At 51.7% G+C, this 19,892-nt stretch carries 15 protein-coding genes and 1 tRNA gene; 2 read left to right on the forward strand and 14 right to left on the reverse strand.

Features of this window, described 5'->3' with window-relative positions; all coding sequences use genetic code 11:
- Window positions 1–70: 70 nt before the first annotated feature.
- The 4 genes from H7U36_RS09985 to H7U36_RS10000 form a co-directional block, all read right to left on the reverse strand.
- The gene (locus H7U36_RS09985) at window positions 71–751 is read right to left on the reverse strand and encodes an ABC transporter ATP-binding protein (RefSeq protein ID WP_191428380.1); all 681 of its coding nucleotides are present in this window, start codon (window positions 749–751) and stop codon (window positions 71–73) included.
- A 1-nt stretch (window position 752) separates the two neighbouring features.
- Window positions 753–2,705 (reverse strand): MerR family transcriptional regulator, encoded by a 1,953-nt coding sequence (locus H7U36_RS09990; protein ID WP_205156087.1) that lies wholly within the window; start codon window positions 2,703–2,705, stop codon window positions 753–755.
- Between the two features lie 656 nt (window positions 2,706–3,361).
- The gene (locus H7U36_RS09995; RefSeq protein ID WP_191428378.1) at window positions 3,362–4,486 is read right to left on the reverse strand and encodes a YncE family protein; all 1,125 of its coding nucleotides are present in this window, start codon (window positions 4,484–4,486) and stop codon (window positions 3,362–3,364) included.
- A gap of 134 nt (window positions 4,487–4,620) precedes the next feature.
- Window positions 4,621–4,693, reverse strand: a tRNA-Lys gene (locus tag H7U36_RS10000).
- Window positions 4,694–4,870: 177 nt separating this feature from the next.
- Between H7U36_RS10000 and H7U36_RS10005 the strand changes: the two genes are divergently transcribed.
- Window positions 4,871–5,386 carry a DUF6512 family protein gene (locus tag H7U36_RS10005; RefSeq protein WP_205156088.1) on the forward strand — a complete coding sequence of 172 codons (516 nt, stop codon included), beginning with the start codon at window positions 4,871–4,873 and terminating at the stop codon, window positions 5,384–5,386.
- A 186-nt stretch (window positions 5,387–5,572) separates the two neighbouring features.
- Here the strand turns inward: H7U36_RS10005 and H7U36_RS10010 are convergent, their stop codons facing one another.
- From H7U36_RS10010 to H7U36_RS10035, 8 genes are all read right to left on the reverse strand, one after another.
- Window positions 5,573–6,820: a DUF1002 domain-containing protein gene (locus H7U36_RS10010; RefSeq protein ID WP_243426748.1), complete on the reverse strand. Its 1,248-nt coding sequence runs from the start codon at window positions 6,818–6,820 to the stop codon at window positions 5,573–5,575.
- A 226-nt stretch (window positions 6,821–7,046) separates the two neighbouring features.
- Complete coding sequence (gene ltrA, locus H7U36_RS10015) at window positions 7,047–8,438, reverse strand: group II intron reverse transcriptase/maturase (RefSeq protein ID WP_205156089.1); 1,392 nt, start codon at window positions 8,436–8,438, stop codon at window positions 7,047–7,049.
- Between the two features lie 471 nt (window positions 8,439–8,909).
- A complete protein-coding gene (locus tag H7U36_RS10020; RefSeq protein WP_205156090.1) occupies window positions 8,910–9,257 on the reverse strand; it encodes a thioredoxin family protein in 348 nt (115 codons plus the stop codon).
- The gene (locus H7U36_RS15310; protein ID WP_255349848.1) at window positions 9,251–9,385 is read right to left on the reverse strand and encodes a hypothetical protein; all 135 of its coding nucleotides are present in this window, start codon (window positions 9,383–9,385) and stop codon (window positions 9,251–9,253) included. The genes H7U36_RS10020 and H7U36_RS15310 overlap by 7 nt, the downstream gene beginning before the upstream one ends.
- A 55-nt stretch (window positions 9,386–9,440) precedes the next feature.
- Entirely contained in the window at window positions 9,441–10,124 is a 684-nt protein-coding gene (gene trmB / locus H7U36_RS10025; RefSeq protein WP_205156091.1) for a tRNA (guanosine(46)-N7)-methyltransferase TrmB, read from the reverse strand.
- Between the two features lie 61 nt (window positions 10,125–10,185).
- Window positions 10,186–10,317 carry a hypothetical protein gene (locus H7U36_RS15315; protein WP_275951602.1) on the reverse strand — a complete coding sequence of 44 codons (132 nt, stop codon included), beginning with the start codon at window positions 10,315–10,317 and terminating at the stop codon, window positions 10,186–10,188.
- A 13-nt stretch (window positions 10,318–10,330) separates the two neighbouring features.
- A complete protein-coding gene (gene glgB, locus H7U36_RS10030; RefSeq protein ID WP_033126157.1) occupies window positions 10,331–12,250 on the reverse strand; it encodes a 1,4-alpha-glucan branching protein GlgB in 1,920 nt (639 codons plus the stop codon).
- Between the two features lie 124 nt (window positions 12,251–12,374).
- Window positions 12,375–15,536 carry a hypothetical protein gene (locus tag H7U36_RS10035; protein WP_243426749.1) on the reverse strand — a complete coding sequence of 1,054 codons (3,162 nt, stop codon included), beginning with the start codon at window positions 15,534–15,536 and terminating at the stop codon, window positions 12,375–12,377.
- A gap of 1,111 nt (window positions 15,537–16,647) precedes the next feature.
- On the opposite strand from H7U36_RS10035, the gene H7U36_RS10040 reads away from it, so the two are divergent.
- Window positions 16,648–17,208 (forward strand): biotin transporter BioY, encoded by a 561-nt coding sequence (locus H7U36_RS10040; protein ID WP_033126155.1) that lies wholly within the window; start codon window positions 16,648–16,650, stop codon window positions 17,206–17,208.
- A 34-nt stretch (window positions 17,209–17,242) separates the two neighbouring features.
- Here the strand turns inward: H7U36_RS10040 and H7U36_RS10045 are convergent, their stop codons facing one another.
- Window positions 17,243–19,237 carry a beta-propeller domain-containing protein gene (locus H7U36_RS10045; protein ID WP_191493595.1) on the reverse strand — a complete coding sequence of 665 codons (1,995 nt, stop codon included), beginning with the start codon at window positions 19,235–19,237 and terminating at the stop codon, window positions 17,243–17,245.
- Window positions 19,238–19,253: 16 nt separating this feature from the next.
- Complete coding sequence (locus tag H7U36_RS10050; protein WP_033126153.1) at window positions 19,254–19,736, reverse strand: RNA polymerase sigma factor; 483 nt, start codon at window positions 19,734–19,736, stop codon at window positions 19,254–19,256.
- Between the last annotated feature and the right edge of the window lie 156 nt (window positions 19,737–19,892).

A 19,892-nucleotide genomic window follows, 5' to 3' on the forward strand; every position in this document is an offset into this window, starting at 1 on the left:
AGCCATTGACACGAGTATCAGGACGAAAAACAGAGCTGTCCGCGCAGGAGTCCTGAGCATCTGCCGAATACTATTTTTCACGATCATATGTCATCATCCTTCCATCCTTCATTGAATAGATCTTGTCTGCTTTTTCCGCCAGGATCAGATTGTGGGTCACGACAATGACGAGATATCCTTTTTCACGCGCGCACTTCAGGAGGATATCTGCGATGATCTCCTCATTTTCCGTATCCAGATTTCCCGTAGGCTCATCCGCCAGAAGAATTCTGCCCTCGGCAGCCAGCGCTCTGGCAATGGCAACTCTCTGCTGCTCCCCGCCGCTCATCATCTTCGGGTACTGATGCAGTATTTTCTCCGGGAGCCCCACCTGAGACAAATATCCTTTTGCCCGGGTCTTTGCCTCTTTTTCGGAAATCCCCTTCAGCTCCATGGGATACATGACATTCTCCCAGGCTGTGAGGAGGGGGAACAGATGGAACGACTGGTAGACTACAGACGCCTTATTTCTCCTGTAGGCATCCCTGTCCATCGAAACCATATCTTTTCCTTCTATGTATATCTTCCCCTCCGCCGGGAGATCCAGCCCCGCAAGCAAAGACAAAAGTGTGCTCTTTCCGCTTCCGGACTCTCCTATGACTGCATACATTTTTCCTGCCTCAAAGGAGCAGGACACGTGTTTCAAGGCTTCAATCTTCTGGTATTTGCTGATATAGGAATAGCTTACATCCTCTACTTTTATCATTGCCATCTCATCCCCTCTCCTTTCCCATAAGCGCTGCGATCACACTGAATTTTCCTGTTATCATCAGTGAAATCCACGTGCCCATACTGTAGCACAGCAGAAACAATCCCGCCGCTTTCAGCACAGATATTCCATTGCCAATCCCCGCCGCAAGCGCAAATGACGCTCCAAACAGGCATCCCATCGCAGCAACAGTCACATGCTCGGCAAAGATCTGAAACGCTATCCTATGCTTCCCTGTCCCGAGGGCCTGCATGATCGCCATTTCCATTCTCCTGTTCTGCATAAGCAGATAGGAGATAATATAGCCCACTGCCATCATAAGCAGAAGGGCAAGCGGGTAAAACGCCTGCAAAAACCGCATGTTTTTTTCTACATTTTCCAAAGCCTCCAAATAGGCGCTGTCATCAATGACAAGGGCATTTCCCTTATAGTATCCTGCCGCCCCGCTTCCGTCAGTCACTTCCATAAATCCTGCTTGATCCATTTCCCGCTTAAAGGCATCAAGATGTTTCCCGCTCTCCAGGGCAAAGCTCATCCTGGAAGGCATGTAGACAGCCCCATTTTCCTCAAACCTGCTCCGCACTGCCCGCAAAGGGCACAGCAGCGCCCCTTCGGCGGCCATGTCCCCGCTCCCGACAATTTCCATCCTCACAGCGCCGAGGGGCTCTGCCGTCAGTCCAAGAGCATCCTCTGTCTCTGTGTAGTAAAACATCTGCGCACACAGTGTATCTCCTATCTTCAGTCCATTTTCAGAAAGAAATCTGTCGTCCGCAATGCAGCAATCCGGCCGCTCCCCTTTCAGGAACGTCTCTTCATTCATGCCCGGCTCCCACGCAAGATCCCTGTCCCTAAGCTGTGCGGCCGCAAGACAGTTTATCCCCTTTGCCTGTACATAGGTTTCCGCTTCACCCGCCGTCCCGCAAAGATCCACGCTTTCCTGAAGTTCTGAAATATAAGGGCTCTCTCTCAAAGCAGAAGCATACTGTTCTCCGATTTTCAGGCCGGAATTTACTCCTCCATTATAGTTCCAGACCTCTCCGCGTATTGTATAAATCTGATCCAGCTCATCTCGCTGCTGCCTGCAGCTGTCAATGTTTGTCTGGTAAAAAGCCGCAAGAGAAATAGAAACTATGCACACAAGAATATTCAGGACGCTTTTTTGTTTCTGCCTGCCGATATTGCGGACGATCATATGGACTGCCTGGAAAAATTTCATCCTTCCCGGCTCCATGTGCACCTCCGCTCTCTCAGCCTCCGGCGAGCAACATCTTCTGCACAAAACCAGGTATTTCTTTCCGTCTCGTATATCCGATTTTCTCAGCCGAACTGTTTTCGCTTCGTATTTTTCTCCATCCAGAAAAAATACCGCTCCCTTTTCCCCTTTTATTCTCTGTATATCCAGCCCGTTCGCTTCCCCGTATTTTTCCACCTCTTTTATAATGTCTTTTGGATGTTCTGCTTTCCTTTCGACATGGAAACAGATTTCTCTCTTTTCTTCCATCCGGGCTACCTTCCTGTAGTCCTCCACGATCCTGGCGAAAACGCTTCCCTGTCTCTCCATCTCCTCCATCTGGTTCAGGCAGGCATCTACATTGAATTTCTCGTCTCCTTCCTTCCGTATTCTGTCACACATGTCCACTGCCGCTTTCAGCTGTCTCTGGCGTGCCAGAAGGAGCTCCCGCTGTCTTGCTACCGCCTCGGTAATGGTCTCCTCCCGCTCCAGTACTCTGCGTATATCTTCCAGCGGCATATCCAGCATGCGGAGCATTTTAATGATCTTCAGAGCTTCCACATCTTCTTCTGAATAAATGCGGTACGCATTTCCCTTATCACGTTCCGGATGAAGCAGTCCCGCCTTCTCATAATAGCGGATATTCTGGCGAGTGACCCCTGTCTCTTTTTCCACCTGCTGGGTGTTCACGCTCCCCACCTCCCTGTCTCTATATAAATCAATCATATCATAAAGTGTATAGCGGTCATACAGTCAAGGAAATATGCTCTCTTTTAGATTTCATTTATCTTTACTTTAGATGTTTTTTATATTTTTTTCGTTTCTTTTTGAAAGAAAACACATTTTGAACACATTTTCTCTGTATAATAAAGGACAGATAGTTGAAGAACACATCAACTATCTCCCCCCTCATAAAGTAGACGCATCGAAGGGTCCTCCCCTTCGATGCACCACACTTTACTCTCATTCCTTTAATAGTTATAAAAACAGACAGACCCGTCGGCCGCAGCGGCCGGCGGGTTTTTCCGTTGTCCCTTCCCGGCGCGGCACATCCGGGCAGGAAAGCCCGCGGCTGTGCCGCGCAGACTCTGTAGACTTTACAGACGGTTTTTAGATTTTCTTAATCTCGCTTTAAGAAATTTTCGTGTTCTTTAAGTTTTCCTCCATACTTTGGACATATTTTCCCTCTATAATAAAGATCAGATAGTTGAAGAACACATCAACTATCTTCCCCCCTCATTAAGTACAGATGCCAGACAACAGGCATCACACTTTACTCTCATTCCTTTAGATAACTATAACAACGACGAAAACCCGCCGGCCGAAGGGCCAGCGGGTTTTCGCTGTCTTCAGAACATATTTTCCAAAAATGATTTTCCAGATCACAGCAGGTCGATCTTCAGCACCCGGTCCACAGAAAGCCCCGGAAGATACCGGTATGGATAGGCCCCTGACTCAAAGAGGAGGTACATGGTTCCCCCGTCCATGCAGATCTGCTCCAGCATGTAGGGAAGGCGTATATCCTCCAGCGCCATCTCATCCGTGAAATCACGGATCCCGTCCGACACCTGATAGGCTGCCAGCCGGGAGGGAACAATACCCATGGAATAGGACAGGAAAAGAATGTCTCCCAGAAAGGTCATGCCCTGGGCATAGGGGGAGATCTTCAGATCCTCTTCCTCCGCCACCCCCTGTCGGATCCTGGACGTGCGGTGCTCTATGGGAACGCTCTGAATATTTCCGTCATCCTGCACCTCATACTTCTTGATGGTGCTGTCCTCCTTTGTGGAATAGTAGCCCACATACAGATAAGGCGCCTGATAGGCCATAAAGGAGCTTCTTGGTATATCCAGGATGTTATTTACATGGAGGAAGCTGATGGGATTCCAGCTCTCGGAAAAATCATACTCCTCTATGCTCTCCATGGCCAGGGCGTTCACCTGGGCAATGCCGCTGCGGCTCCCGCACACCCACAGATTATTGTTCTGGGCGTCGTAAGCAAGACTTCCCACATGGGCCTTGCCCGGCAGGACGATCTCCTTGACAAATTCGTGAGTCTCCTTGTCGATCATGAAGATGACCGAATTGTGGGTCTTTGACTGGCAGTAAGCGCTGATAAAGAGATACCGCTCCGACACGGCGATCCCCTGGGGTGTCATACTCGTACAGATGGAAAAACTCTCTGCCCTGTTGTTGGTCAACGTCCGGGCAGACTCAAGGCCGGGTATCACATACGTTCCGCTGTCCGGCTCATCTGCATGGGCGAGGACAGCCTCCTCATAGAGTCCGCTGTATGGCTCCAGGCGCTCTGAAAATTCTTCCAGCGTGTACAGGGAGCTCTCTGTATTTGTGCTGACTGCATCTGTCTCCGGCTCCACCTTCCCCATCCAGCTAAAGATCGCCCCTATATATCCGGCCGGGATCAGAATGAGCACAAGACAGACTGCCAGCACTCTTCTTTTCCATTTTGTCTTTTTCCGTTTTTTCCTGGTCTCTTTATCCTTCATGTTCAATCTGCCTTTCCATCTGACATTATTATACCTCATTCCGCACAGACTTTTCTCTGTAATGCGATAAAAAAGAGCAGAAAAAAACCGCCGACCCCAAGGCTTCTACGTCCTTAAAATCAGCGATTTTTGAATGCGCGATCAGGGGTTCGAACCCTGGACACCCTGATTAAGAGTCAGGTGCTCTGCCAGCTGAGCTAATCGCGCATCTTTTATTTTCTGTCGAGTCACTCCTCAACGCAAGAAATATTATATAACAGTTCCTCGAATAATGCAAGCAGTTTTTTTAATTTTTTCTTCTTTTTTTCTTTATGCCCGCATATATATACTTTATAACAATACAACCGGCCACATCCGGCCGGACCGGACAAGGAGGGACAAGCATTGCTTCAGATCTGCAGACGGAGGGATTTCCTCTATATGCTCTCGGCGGCGCTCCTGGGAAGCGCCTTTCATTTCCTGTATGATTTTTCCGGCAAAAATCCTTTTGCCGCGCTCATTTCACCAGTCAACGAGTCCGTGTGGGAGCATTTAAAGCTCCTGTTTTTCCCCATCCTGTTCCTGACTGCAGTGGAGTATTTCATCCGGCGTCCCAATCCCCGGGCTCTGTTTGGCGCCAGGCTGGCAGGCGTCACAGCCGGCATGGCCATCATTGTAGTTTTATACTATCTGTACACCTTTATCCTGGGGAGGGATTTCTTCGTGGCCGACATCCTCATCTTCCTGATCGGAGTCTGCTTTTCCTACGTCATCTCCGGCCACCTGCTCCGGAGCTTCCGCCAGGCTGACCCCATGCTCATTTTCCTGGGCTGGCTCCTCATCGCCCTCCTGTTCTTCTCTTTCACCTGTTTCCCGCCGGACCTTTTTCTCTTCTATCCGCCCCAGAGCGGTTCCGCCTGAGGCCTGTCTGTTTTTCACAGGAGAATACTCTGACAAAAGCAGGATTTCCCTAGCCTGCGCCGGAGAATTTCCACAGCCAACGGAACAATTGACACAATGGAGCGGGGCTGACGACACAACAGGACACCAGCAACTGCAAAAGCAGACGTAATACTTTTAAAAAGTATTACGTCTGCTTTTGCAATATTATTCACCTGTGAAAAAATTCTTAATTCTTGTGAGCAGACCGTCTTTGAATCCGCCCTCATTGACTGTGCTGTCAGTGATGACATCGGATCCAAGGGCCTCATCGTTTGTGTCGCTAAGAATGCCGTCGTTTGATCCCACAAAGAAGGTCTTGACGGAATTCCAGATGTTGGAGAGCACGCCGCTGTCGCCGGTCAGATTATTCAGCGTGTCCTTTAGGGCGTTCACGTCGTAATCATACTGGGAAATCTTTTCCATCAGGGCCACTACCTGGTCTCTCTGGTCATCTGTCAACGTGATATCGTTATCTTCCGCAATATTGTCAACAGCCTCTCCGATTTCCTCCGGATCAGTCAGTCCCTCATCGATGACCTCTGTCTTGACATCCTTGATGACCTCTGTAGCCTTCTCCTGGCCTACGCTGTCAGCCAGGTCGCCTGTCGTCACGAGCTCCTCCATGGCGGCTTCCTTCTGTCCCTCGTCCAGTTCCTCGCCGCTGGCTGTCTCGTAGGCCATGATAATACCTGTCAGGGCTCCGGTGCCGGACACCTCAAAGGGGCAGGCCGCGATGACATTGCAGTTCTCCATACCCGCTGTGGTCAGGGTACTGGCGATCATAGCGCTCGTCACAAAGTTCAGGTTGGCCGTCTTCACCTTGATGCCGCCGGAGTCTGTGGGCTCCACATAGGCACAGCTGTTTGTGGTAGGTCCGATCTGCTCGTCTGTGGCAATCCCCTCCATGTACTGCACCTCGTCCGCATGTGTGACGACAATAGTCTGTACCTCATCCGGAGATGTGCCAAAATACTCGTACATGGAAGCCCTCTGCTCCTCATTTAAGTTCTCGCCGAGAGTGACCACCTTTCCGCTGTCCGTGTTTCCCTCGGAGGTATCTGTATCCTCTTCTTCTGCATCTGTGTTCTCATCTGCAGCATCGTCCTTCTGCTGTTCATCCTCTGTCACAGTGCCGTCCGCGCTTCCTGTTCCCTGTCCGGTTCCGTCTGTATCTGTACTGCTCTGCCCGGTTCCGTCAGATGTGGTTCCGCCTGTCACGTCACCTCCGCTATTCGTTCCGCTCTGGGAACCCGTCTCCCCGGAAGTGCTGCCCGTTCCGTCTGCATCGCCTGTTCCTGACTCTGCGCTTCCCGCATCCTGCGAGGTGCTCCCCGTCTCTGAGGCAGACACTGCCATGGGAATGCCGGATGTCATCATTACCGCCGCCATAAGAAGTGGCAAAACTTTCTTCATTTTCATAGTCTGTTCGGTTAAAAAACCTTGTCTCCCTTTTTAATTATTTTCTGGCCGATGCAGCGCCGAAACGCGCCGACGCTAATCTTTACCGTACTCAATATAACACATTCCGGCCAGATTGTACACGAAACTTTTCTTAAAAATGGATGAAATCGAGTAGGAGGGAGTGATTAGCTCCCGTCCTCTCACAGCACCGGACATACGGTTCACGTATCCGGCGCTTTCAATAGTTGACGTGCACAGACTGATAGGCTGTGGCTAAATCATAGAAGCCCCAGTTTATCAGTCTTTCTTTACTTAATGCCCAGTTGACTACCCTGTTTCCGGCATTGAACCAGTATCCTTTGCGGTCGTAGGCTATCGTTGCCGCATAATGACTGTCCACTCCCAGTCCTATGAGTTTCCTCATTCTGGTTCTGGGCTGTTTCCACTGTTTCCAGATACACATCCGTATCCGGCGGTACAGCCATTTATTCAGGCCTATGATGTTGTTCTTCATGTCCGCTATCCCATAGTAGTTCAGCCATCCCCTCATGTATACTTTTATCTTTTCCATGGTTCGGATGATACTCCCGCACCTGCTCCGGGAAGTGAACTGGCGCAGTTTATCCTTGGCTTTCTTCCATGACTTCCCATGGACACGGATGCATATCCCTTTCCCGTTCTTCCCATAACAAAAGCCAAGATACTTAAAATTTCGGATGGCGAATACGCTGACTGTCCGGCTCTTTTCCCGGTTCACTTTCAGTTTCAGAGTTTCCTCCAGATACTTCGTACTGGATTCCAGCAGTCGTTCTGCGGCACGTTCGCTTTTCGCCAGCAGCACGATATCGTCTGCATATCGGATACACGGTACGCCACGTCTGTGGAACTCCCAGTCGAATTCATTCAGATACACGTTTGCCAACAGGGGGGACAGGTTTCCTCCTTGTGGTGTACCTTCTTTCGTCTCTGTCACAACACCGTCTTCCATCACTCCGCTTTTCAGGTACCGCTTCACCATCTGCACCACTCTTTCATCTTTTACCTGTTTTCTCAGCAGGTTCAGCAGTATCGTATGGTTCAGCGTATCAAAGTATTTCGACAAGTCGAGCACAACTGCCCTCGTGTATCCCTGTTTGATATACTCCTTTATCCTGAGAATGGCATCTTTTGCTCCCCGTCCCGGACGATAGCCAAAGCTGTCCTCCGAGAACAATGGTTTATAGATTGGCATCAGCTGTTGGAGCATTGCCTGCTGGATGATGCGGTCTATCACGGTAGGGATACCAAGCCTTCGCATCCCCCCGTCCGGCTTCAGGATTTCCACTCGCCTGACGGGGGACGGGGTGTATTTCCCCCTCCGTATCCTCTCCGTCAATCCGTGGTTGTGTTCCTTCAGCCATGGCAGCGCCTCCTCGATGGTCATCCCATCGACTCCCGGCGCTCCCTTGTTTGCCTTCACCCTCTTGTAAGCTCTGTTCAGGTTATTCTTATCCAGTATCTTACTCAGGATGTCCGGCTCTGCACTGTCCCTTTCCTTCCATATCCGGTTGAATGAGCGGTGCGCTCTCACATACCCTTTACGTTCCGCGCTATCTCTTTGTGAGCAGCTTTCTCTGTTTTCTGTACCCATCTGCCCATTCCTCCTTTCCCAGTCGTACTAAGGACTCCTATTGATTTGGTCCTTTGCTAAAAATTTTTTTCCAGCTACTATGACCTCTGCTGACTTCTGTACGCTCAGCATTACCTCTCGGTAATGGTTACCCTTTTCAGGGCTTTCCGTACAGACCTCCCTGGGTACCACACGTTTCTTTCCCTCCATCTATCTGCCGCATTTACTGCACATGGTTCCGTGTAGCTATCGGGCTTTATCTTGTCTCGCAGACTTACCCCCATGTACAGCCTTATATGCGATTTCTGTCCGTCAGACCAGAGGTTTGCCCGTGGGTTAGTATGTTCCCCACATCCGGCTTCCTTCAGATCCCACCTCACGATGGGCACCCTTGCCTTCGGCTATATCCTTCCCGCTACCGGGCGGATTTGGGACTTTCACCCTTAAGAAACGTGCGCCGCCAGGCGCACGAAAAAAGAAAGGAACTGCCCCTCAGAGCAATTCCTTCAGCCTTTTTTCCAGTATTTTCTCTCCGGTGGTGCCCTTCATGGAGGCCTCCACCACGCCCCCTTTCACAAACAGAAACGCAGGCACAATGTCTGCCCCGCAGGCGGCCGCAAGGCGGGGATTTTCCGCCACCTCCACCTCGCAGAACTTGATCCTTCCTCTGTATTTTTTCTCCATCTCCTCCACAATAGGCTTTGTCATGGAGCATTTCGGACACCATCTTTCGTAAAACATGACAACTACAGCCCCCTTCTCTCTCAGGACCTCTATATCAAAGCTCTCCTCTGTCAGGTGATACATCAGAACATCCTTTCCGCTCTCCTGGGTCAGCATCTGGGATTGAGTATGCGGTACACCTCACGCATAGATCTGTGAAAGCAGTCAATGAGACGGTTTCTCTTTCTGAGCCGGTACATTGTGCAGCTCCACCTGGAGATACCTCCCGGTCTTCTCTTCCCCATATGCCAGTCTCCTTCGCAAAATCTTCTCCCTATATAGTATGCAGAAGGGTTCCGCCTATTGACTTTCCCCCTCCCGGAAGGATCTCTGCCTTCCGGCAATCAGCTTGCAGATGGGATTTCCCTTTGCAGAAAATTTTTCTTCATACTCTGTCATCACATTTCCTCTGTTCATGTCCGGGTCGCTGTGAAGATCCCAGGTGCTCATGAGCACTCTCCAGCCGGCCTCGTCCGCCTCTTCCAGAGAAAACCGGAACAGATCCTGGTTGTCAGTCTTAAACTCTACCCGGCCCTCCGGCGCCAACACCTGGTCGTACCTGGCAAAAAATCCCCTGGATGTGAGTCGCCGTCTGGCATGCCTCTTCTTGGGCCAGGGATCAGAGAAATTGAGGTAAATGCCCCGCACCTCCCCCTTCCCAAACACCTCGCCGATCTGAGCCGCATCCATGCAGATGAACCGGATATTTTTCAAAGCCCGGCTGTCCGCCTCCAGCTTGTCCAGCCTCTCCACCGCCCGGAGAAGGACACTGGAATACCTCTCGATACCGATATAGTTCCGATCTGGATGCCGGGCCGCCATCTCTGTGAGGAACTGCCCTTTTCCCATGCCAATCTCTATATAGACAGGGTTGTCATTTCCAAAGACTTCCTTCCACCTGCCCTTTAACTCCTTCTCATTTTTGATCACTTTATCGTGGGCCTCCAGCACGCTCTCTGCCCGCGGTATATTTCTCAGACGCATTTTGTCTGTCTCCTTTCCTCTTTTAATCAGGTAGAGAAAGCTCCCTTCCCCTGCCCTCTCATCATGACATCTCGCTCATCTCCCGGCATTGCCGCTCGATGGTCTCCGCCACGGCCGGCGCTAATCGAACGTCCTCCGGGCGTATCACACCAAAATACAGGCGGATGGATCTCTCCTTCCGCCTGTAGATCATATCATAACTCTCTCTAAAATTCAAAGATTGCCACTCCGTAGGGAGGCAGCTTGTAGGCAAATGAGTAGGGCCTTCCGTCGCACTCGGACTTCACAGCCTTGTAGACCTTGGGCCTCACCTCGCCCTTTCCGCCGTACTGCAGGTCATCACTGTTCATGATCAGCTTGTACTGCTTCCTCCTGGGAACACCCACCCGGTAGTCGTCCCTGGCCATGGGGGTGAAATTGATGACAAAGAGCAGATTCTTCTTGCCGCCTTTTCCGTGGCGCATGAAGCTGTAAATGCTCCTGTCCCTGTCGTCCGCGTTGATCCACTCGAATCCCTCCCAGGTGCTGTCCTGATCGTAGAGGGCTCTGTTCTTCCTGTACAAATGGAGCAGGTCTCTCATCCAGTTCTGGATGGCCTGGTGCTCCGGCTCCGCCAGAAGGAACCAGTCCAGCTCCCTCTTCTCGCTCCACTCCCTGAGCTGGGCGAACTCCTGCCCCATAAAGAGCAGCTTCTTGCCTGCATGTCCGATCATGAAGGCGTAGCCTGCCTTCAGGTTGGCGTACTTGTCAAATCCAAGCCCGGGCATCTTGTTCAGCATGGAGCATTTCAGATGGACTACCTCATCGTGGGAGAGAACAAGGATGTAATTCTCACTGTAGGCATAGCTCATGGCAAATGTCATCAGATTGTGGGCCCCTTTACGGAAATAGGGATCCAGCTTCATGTACTCAGTGAAATCATGCATCCAGCCCATATTCCACTTCAGGCTGAAGCCAAGGCCGTCGTCCTCCACCTTGCCCGTCACCTTGGGCCATGCGGTGGACTCCTCCGCGATCATCACCGCACCCGGATTTCTCCCCAGCACCACAGAATTCAGATGCTTGAAAAATCCGATAGCCTCCAGGTTCTTATTGCCGCCATACTTGTTGGCAACCCACTGGCCATCCTGCTTCCCGTAATCCAGATAGAGCATGGACGCCACCGCGTCTACCCGAAGCCCGTCCACATGATAATTCTCGATCCAGAAAAGGGCGTTGGATATGAGGAAGTTCTGCACCTCGTTTTTCCCGTAATCGAAAATCTTCGTACCCCAGTCCGGATGCTCTCCCTTCCTGGGATCCGCGTACTCAAATGTGGGGGTTCCATCAAAATCCGCAAGCCCGTGAGCATCCCTCGGGAAATGAGCGGGCACCCAATCCAGGATAACGCCGATCTTGTTGCGGTGCAGGTAGTTGATCATCCAGGCAAAATCCTCCGGCGTGCCGTACCGGGATGTGGGGGCAAAGTAGCCTGTCACCTGGTAGCCCCAGGAGCCGTCAAAGGGATGCTCCGCGATCCCCATGATCTCAACGTGGGTGTAGCCCATGTATTTCACATATTTCACGATCTCTTTAGCAAATTCCCGGTAATTGTAGAAGCCATCCTCATCGTCCTCTGTCAGCGGGTGTTTCTTCCAGGATCCGATATGAACCTCATAGATGGACATGGGCTCTACCGTGTGATCCCACGTCCTGCGCTTCTCCATCCACTCACTGTCCGTCCAGGAGATATGGGACAGATCCACAACTCTGGACGCCGTCCCCGGCCTCTTCTCCGCATAGTTGGCAAACGGATCCGCCTTCAGGATGTACTCGCCCTTGTAGGTCTTGATACAGTATTTGTACAGTGACATCTCCGGCAGATCCGGCACAAAGCAGGTGTAAATGCCGAGAGGCTCTCCTCTTTCCATGGGATTTGCCTCCCTGTTCCAACCGTTGAAGTCGCCCACCACGGAAACACCCTGAGCGTGGGGAGCCCAGACAGCAAAATAAACGCCCTCCTGATCTCCGTCCTTTACCCGGTGGGCGCCCAGCTTCCTGTATATCTCGTAATGGGTTCCCTGCCCGAACAGATAATGGTCAAGTTCCCCGATCTCATAAGGTTTTATGTTCTTCTTTACTGCCATGATTTCACCCTCTCATGTTCAATTTCTAATACATCTATTATACTTTATCACCCCATAAAAAGAAAGAGTTTTGAACAATCTATTTTGTCAAAACTCCTTCTTTTTTATACATTTTATACAGTTTTTAGATCTTGAAATCGTCTTCCTTTAGGATAATACGATCTGACTCGTCTGTCCCCTTCCGGAACATCCGACGGGCGAGATGCTTGACATTTGCCTTCTGGGAGTGGTCAATAGCCGCATCCATGATCTCCTTCACCTCAGCTACAGAAACAGCGTGATCCTCTCTCTGCATCACATCGATCCTGCTGTAGAGGGCCAGGATACCCATCTCATCCAGCTTGTAGCCGTTCTCCTTGGCGTAGGTCTGCCCGAAGGTAACCAGCTCGTCGTTGATAAATACCGGAAGCTCCAGCCTGGATGTAAATTTCTTCTTGAATTCCGGATTGGCTGTAAACAGTCTCTCCAGCGCTTTCTTCTGATCCTCCAGGACAAAGAGCAGTTCTCCGGTCTTCTTCTCCATCAGGATATTCAGCTCCCGGACTGTCCTTGCGTTGAGCTTTCCTGCCTTCTCGATGATGATAGCGCCGCCCCGCAGCTTCTGGATGATGTTGGGGATATCCTTCTTGTTCAGGGACTCGCCAGTCACGATAGCCACCTTGCCCTGCTTCAGGTTCCTCTGCTTCTGGATGGCCTTCACCATGTCCACAGCGAGGACTGTCTTTCCGGATCCCTTGTGGCCGATGACCAGAATGTTGCCGGTGCGGGATGTGCCGCCTCTCCTCTCTCTCCGGTCATTGTCCAGTACCTCCACGATCTGCTCGCTCATGCCCCGGACAGGAACGAAGTAGGAGAAGAGCTGCTTCTGCTCCTCCGTGAGTCCGGCCTTCAGACCGATCTCGCTGGTAGCGCTCAGGTCGTAACGTCCAGTCACCACAAATCCAGTGTCAAAGGGCACGCCGCCCTTTCCCTTCTGGATCCTTCTCTGGATCTCCTCCTCAGTGGGCTCCTCGATGACAAGCTCCTCTGTCTTTCTCGCCTGCTTGGCGGCCTCTTTCTCCGCCTTCTTCTGGGCCCTCTTCTCTTTTCTTGTCAGCTTGTTCTCAGGCTCCGCGGGAATTCCTTCCTCTTCCTCCGGCTCCTCCTCTTCATCCTCGTCGAAGAAGCCGTCATCGTAATCCTCATCGTCTATGTCGTCGTAGTCCTCATAGTCGTCTACAAGATCATCCTCGTCATAGTCGTCCTCATCATAGCCGGCTTCCTCGTAGTCATCCTCGTCATAGTCATCTTCGTCATAGCCAGCCTCGTCGTAATCATCTTCCTCGTAATCGGCCTCGTCATAGTCATCTTCCTCATAGCTGCCGGCCTCATCCGCAGGCTCCGCCGACTCCTCTTCATAGTCGTCTTCATCCTCGAAGTCTGCCTCGTCGTAATCATCCTCGTCTTCCAGATCCGCATCCTCGTAGGACTCCTCCGCAAAGGCTGCCTGGAATTCATCGTCAAAATCTGCCGGCTCATCCTTTCTGCGGGACTGTCTCTCCTCAGCCTCCAGTTCTTCCATGAGCTGTCGCAGGTCGGCTGTCATGCCGGTGACAGGATTATCCTCCTTCTCCTCCGGCTCAGTATCAGACTTCCCTGCAGGCTCCGTTGGCTCCTCTTCATAGTCGTCTTCGTCCTCATAGTCCGACTCCTCATAATCGGTCTCTTCCTGCTCCGGCTCCCGGGTCTCCTCTAAAGGCGCCTCCTCATAATCGGCTTCCTCGTAATCGGCCTCCTCGGTCTCCACGATGCCGCCGGTCATCTCTGTCTCCAGCTCTGACTCAACTGTCTCTTCCTCAGCAGGTTCCTCTGCCTCCTCCTGGGGAACAGCGTTCTTCACAGCCTCCTTCAGCTCGGCTGTCACCTGTCCGGAAGCGATGCGGTCCAGAAGGGCTTCCTCCTCTTCCGCCTTCTGGCGGGCGAGGCGCTTCTCCTCGTCGGCTTTCTGCTTTGCCAGGATCCGCTCCTGCTCAGCCTGCTCCTCAGCCAACCTTCTGGCCTCCTCAGCCGCCTTCTGCTCGGCGATCCTTCTTGCCTCCTCAGCGGCTCTCTGCTGCTCCTCTATCCTTCTTGCCTCCTCCTCGCGGCGGCGCTGCGCCTCCCGCTTCTTCTCGGCAAGCTTCTCTTCATCCCGTTTCTTCTGGGCCTCGATGGCCTCGGCATTATCCTTCTGCTTTGCCTCCCAGGCCGCCAGGATCTCCTCAATCTTCATCTGGCCCGTGATGCGCATATCCTCGTCCCGCTTGGGGCTGGCCTTCTTCTCAATGTCCTCTATGTCCATGCCGCTGGCGACCTTGACGCCGTTGGCCAGAGCTTCAGCCAGGGTAGCGCCCTTGACTGTCTTACGGATAGGAGACTCCTCCTTCACTTTCCTGCGTTTTTTCCTCGGCTCCTCCGCCTCGGTCGTCTCCTCTTCAGAAGCGGCGTCCGCCTGCGCGGCCTGCTCTCTCGCTGCCCGGAGTTCATCCAGCCGGATCTCTCTTGTCTCCGCGTCGATGGTGCCGGGTGTCTCGGGAGTTCTCTGCTCAGATGGGTTCCGGGAAGGCTCCTCCTGGACTGTCTCCACTGCGTCCTCCATGCCTGTCCCGGCTTCCGGGGCCTCCTGGGCCGCAGTCTCTTCCTGCTCCTCCACAGGCGCTTCCTCCTCAGCCAGCCTGTCTCTGTGAGCGGCGTGTGTGGACGCGCCTCTCATGCTGTCGTACTTCTCCTGCTGCAGAGGAGTCAGAGGCTTGTATTTCATCTTCAGCTCCATGGCCTGATAGACATATTTTCCTTCACTGAACCAGAGGATGAGATCATCACACTCCTCCAGGCACTCTGCGGTCATGCCGGCCTCATGGTAGAGCTTTGCCAGCTCATAGGCCCATTTCTCCACATACTCCGCTTTTTTGAAATCCTCCAGTGCCTCGATCTGCTCAGACAGGGGCGCACGGCGCGCCTTCAGTATTTTATATTTTAAGATGAACTGATTGGGGTCCTTCGGCGCCAGTCTGACAAACTCTTCATAGCAGTCCGAAGCCTCATCTGTGTCATTGATCTTCAAAGCAAGTGTTCCCAGCCTGTAGACAGTCTTCCTGCTCCCCGGAGCCCTGTCATAGGCCATAAACAGCACATCCCTGCTCTTCTGATACTCCCCGTTATATTCATAAATCTCGCTTACATTGTTGAGCATGGACGCGTTTTTCACACGGCGCCAGTCGATCGTGTCAGCGATCTCCATGGCTTTCTTGTACTGCTTTTTTTCCATGTATTCAAGCATCTGCTCTGTTTTAACCCGATATTCGTATTTATCCAATATTCTCACCTCAACAAATATGTTTCTATATAACAATGTATATATTTTAACTCTTTTAGTGTATCATACAGGGTAGTCAATGTCAAAATATATCACAAAAATAGCCACTACGATCATTTTATTGGTCATAGTGGCTATCTTTTATTAAATTTTATCATATTTTATATTATCTCGGAGGATAGAATGTCGATTTTATCAAGTTCCCGCCTTTGCTCTTTCTCTTCGAACATTTATAACTCAAAGTCCGGATCAAAATCTCCAAAATCACTTATTTATATCGCCCTCATAATCATCTGTATAAAATATATCCTCAGTTATTATAATATCTATAGCCGTTGCTGTTACAGCCTCATCCCTTATTACGATAACTTTGTCTGTAACCATATTGAGCTATTCCTTCTATAACTTATATTTTACACAGCTCCCTGATATAAATTCTGATATATTATTCGATGCTTCTTTACGCATCCTCTAATATCTTTGAACTATATGTGGTATCTGTTCCGATATGTCTGCAGCTTTATCGATTATTTTTTGTACCGATATTTTGTACTCTCCGATCAACTTTCCTTATAAAACTTTATCGGTCCCTCTATTATAAAGGCTTACTCTCTGGGAACTATCTGCTGCCATACCACCGACATATGGAAAATGAAATTCTGAATTGTCCAATGGATTAAGCCTCCTTCCTTTTGATTTCCCGGTAAATACTATATATCTCACCGACATATGAAATATATAATATTTATGCTTTGAAACCCTTCCTTTTTGTTTTTAAAGCTTCCTTTCTCGTCAGAAGCTTTGTTTCGGAATGGATTTCTTTTGGATTGACTATATAATAGCACCGGGGCTTTGATTTGTCAACACTATTTGTTTTATTCATTTAAATTAATTTATAATTTTCTTATTGCAATAAATAATTCTGATATTTTTAATTTCTCCGACATATAATTGTTAACTACTATTTATTTTTAAGTTGACAATCAGTTAGTTTTTATTATATACTGCAATCAGCTTTTAACACAGCGCTGCCTTTTGTCGCAGCAGAAGGAGGATCACATCTATGTCCATAACGAACGAAAAGGCTTCATCCAGCTCCCGGTTCTCCACCCAGAGTCTGGTGCTCATCGCCCTTATGACCGCTGTCACATGTATACTGGCACCTCTGTCCATCCCCATCCCGCTCAGCCCGGTGCCGCTGACGCTGACCAATCTTGTGCTGGGATTTTCCATTTTTCTGCTGGGTTGGAAGAAGGCCACGGCCAGCTGCATCATCTATCTGCTTCTGGGCCTGTGCGGCCTCCCCGTTTTCTCCGGCTTTTCGGGGGGCGTAGGGAAATTCGCAGGTCCCACCGGCGGCTACCTGATCGGCTTTATCTTCCTCACTGTAATCGGAGGACTGATCGCCGAGCATTTCCACTGGAGGCGGAGCGCCTGCGTGGCCGGACTTGTGCTCGGCATGGCTGTGACCTACGCCTTCGGCACGGCATGGCTGTGCGTGCAGATGAACCTGGGCGTCATGGAAGGTCTTCTCATCGGCGTCATCCCCTATCTGCCGGGGGATGCGGTCAAAATCGCCCTCACGGTGATCCTTGGACCTGTCCTGAAAAAGAGAGTGCGCTGACATTCGGGCCTGCGCACCCTCTTTTTCTTTCTCTCTACAGGATAATGTCTCCTGTCTTCTTAAAATCATCCATCCCGTAGGACTCAATGATATTTCCCTTGACCACGTAGAGCACATTTTCTATATAGAGGCCTCTGCCCGCTCTCTGACTGCTCCCGTTGACCTGCTCCTCCAGGAGGCAGGTAAATCCTTTGTCCGGGTCATATGAGAACAGGTAGTATTTTTCCTGGGCTCCCTTGTAGGCGGAAAAGCCGATGATGTTCCTGTCCGTATCTATGAGAGCTGCCCTGTAGTCGTAGAGCACATCGGCGCTGTAGACATTTTCCAGGATCAGCGTGTGCTCCTCCTTCACGTCAGCAGGGTCGCTGACATTGAACATGCTCAGCTTCACACCTCCCGTTGCCCCTGTCTCCTCGTCCGCGTCCATGCCGATTCCAAGGAGCCGCCCTTCTCCGTAGGGGTGAAGATACTCCGAGAAGCCAGGGATCTTCAGTTCTCCCAGAATCTGTGGGTTTTCCGGATCTGACAGGTCTGCCGAGAAGAGGGGATCCGTGTTACGGAAGGTGACAAAATACCCGGTGTCCCCCATCAGCCGGGCGGAGTAGACCTGCTCCCCCTTTGCCAGATTGTCGAGGCGCCCTATCTCTTTCAGGTCCGGGTCCAGTATATAGAGCCCGTTGGCGCTCTCATCCGTAGTCACCACCCGTAGATTTCCCTCATACTCGTCTATGGAAAATGAGTCGTCTATGGTGCCCGGCACAGAACCCTTGGCCACAGCCTCCAGCCTGCCCTCTTTATAAGAAATTTTACGGATGAGGGTACTGTACTCCCAGCTAAATCCGTTGTGTTCGGATGTGTTTTCATACCAGTAAATGTTTTCGTTGCTCACGTACAGCTCCCCGTATCCCGCAAAGAGAGCCTTGCTGTCAGCAATTCTGTCCGGAGCCTTTATATCCGTTGACGTCATGACCAGATACTGGCTGGGGCTGTCTGTCTCAGGCAGGTAAATGGAGCTCTCCGGGATCAGGCCGCCGCCCGCCTGGGGAACGTAGGACTCTCTGGCCTCCTGCGCCGCGAACATATCCGCGTAAAAGGTGGTAAACACGTACACGTAATCCCCCACCATGCGGGAGGACCGGTAGCTTCCGCTCTGGGTCACCTCCCCCAGCTTCCTGGGCTCCGTTCGGTCAGAGATATCGTAGGTGACAAGGGCCGTCCCGTCCGTATACTCCCCCATATCATTCACAGCGCCCGCCAGGAGCATAAGCCTTGTATCCGCCACGTAGAACTCCAGAATCTGTCTGTCCTCGCTGATCACGCCGGCCTCTTTCATTCCGCCCTCCGTGTCCACGATGGTGATTTCCCCCTCATCTGTGAGAGTGTAGATATAGCGGCCGTCAGTCTTCACCACGTCCCCCTCGTCCACACCGGCCTGGCGGACGTTGGTGTCAGAGTAGCTGCCGCTGTAGGAGTCCGCGCCGCTGTCTGCCGCGGCAGAGGCGCTGTCCGCCTGGGATCTCTCCGCCACTCCGGAAGAGGAGGACGTCGCACCTCCCGACGCAGACTCAAGCTGCGCGCCTCCCCAGATGCCGGAGGACTCTTCTATTTCTTCCTGCTTCTCCTGATACTCCTCCAGATAAGCGTAGACATCATCGTAGCTGCCTGCTGCCCGCAGCTCTCCCTCCCCTGTTTTCCCGGAGCTTTGTCCGCTCCCGGAAGCCGCAGCCCCGGAGGCCGCTTCGGAGTCTGCCTCTCCCGCTCCGCCGCTTTCTCGGACGCTGAGGGTGTAGGCAGCTCCCGCCAGGCACACCAAAGCCAGCCCCGCCGCCAGCGCCGTCACCTGCCGTCCCCGGACCGAGCGCAGGAACCGACCGGCCTTTCCCTGCTTCCTGCTCCTGCCTGCTTGCTTTTCCCTGTCGTGCTTTTCCAGCAGCTCTCTCACGCGCGCAGGCTCCAGCGACTCCGGTACCCGGAGCTCTTCTGAGGCAGACCGTATCTTTTCAAGCATTTCCTGTTCTTTCTTTTCCATGCAGATCTCTCCTTTCCTACTCCTTCAGTATCAGACTCATTTTTGCCAGAGCCCTGCTCATCTTTGAGCGCACGGTGGAAGGGCTCTTCTCCAGAAGCTCCCCGATCTCCCCGCTTGTGTATCCGCCGAAAACCGACAGTCCCACGATGAGCTGCTCCTCCTCCGCCAGGATGGCGAAGGCATTTCTCACGTCCACGGCCTGGTCCCAGTCCGGGGCGCTCTCATCCTCTCCCGAGAAAAAGGACAATTCCGCCTTTTTCTGGTCTCTTTCCTGCTGCCGCCATTTCTTTCTGCACGTGTTTGCCAGAATTGTAAAAATCCAGCTCTTAAAGGACTCCTCGCTGCGCAGGGAACCGATGTGCTCATAGGCCTGTATCACCGCCTCGCTGACGGCGTCCTCCGCGTCGTGAGAGCTCTTCATCATGCAGAGTGCGAAACGGTACATGTCTGTGTACACAGTGCTGTACAGGGCAGCAAAGCCTTCTGCATCACACTTCATAGTATTTCCTCCCTCGTATCTGCCTGTCTGCTTCTTATATAGATTAGAGTCTTTGGGCAGGCCTTTTTGTTGCATAGAAAATATTTTTTTCTGTAAAATAACAGGCAGCCCCGGCCAGATTTTTTTGTCTGACACGGAGCTGCCTGTGTTCCAGCT

This window comes from Faecalicatena fissicatena (assembly GCF_016900595.1).
GTDB lineage: Bacteria > Bacillota > Clostridia > Lachnospirales > Lachnospiraceae > Claveliimonas > Claveliimonas intestinigallinarum.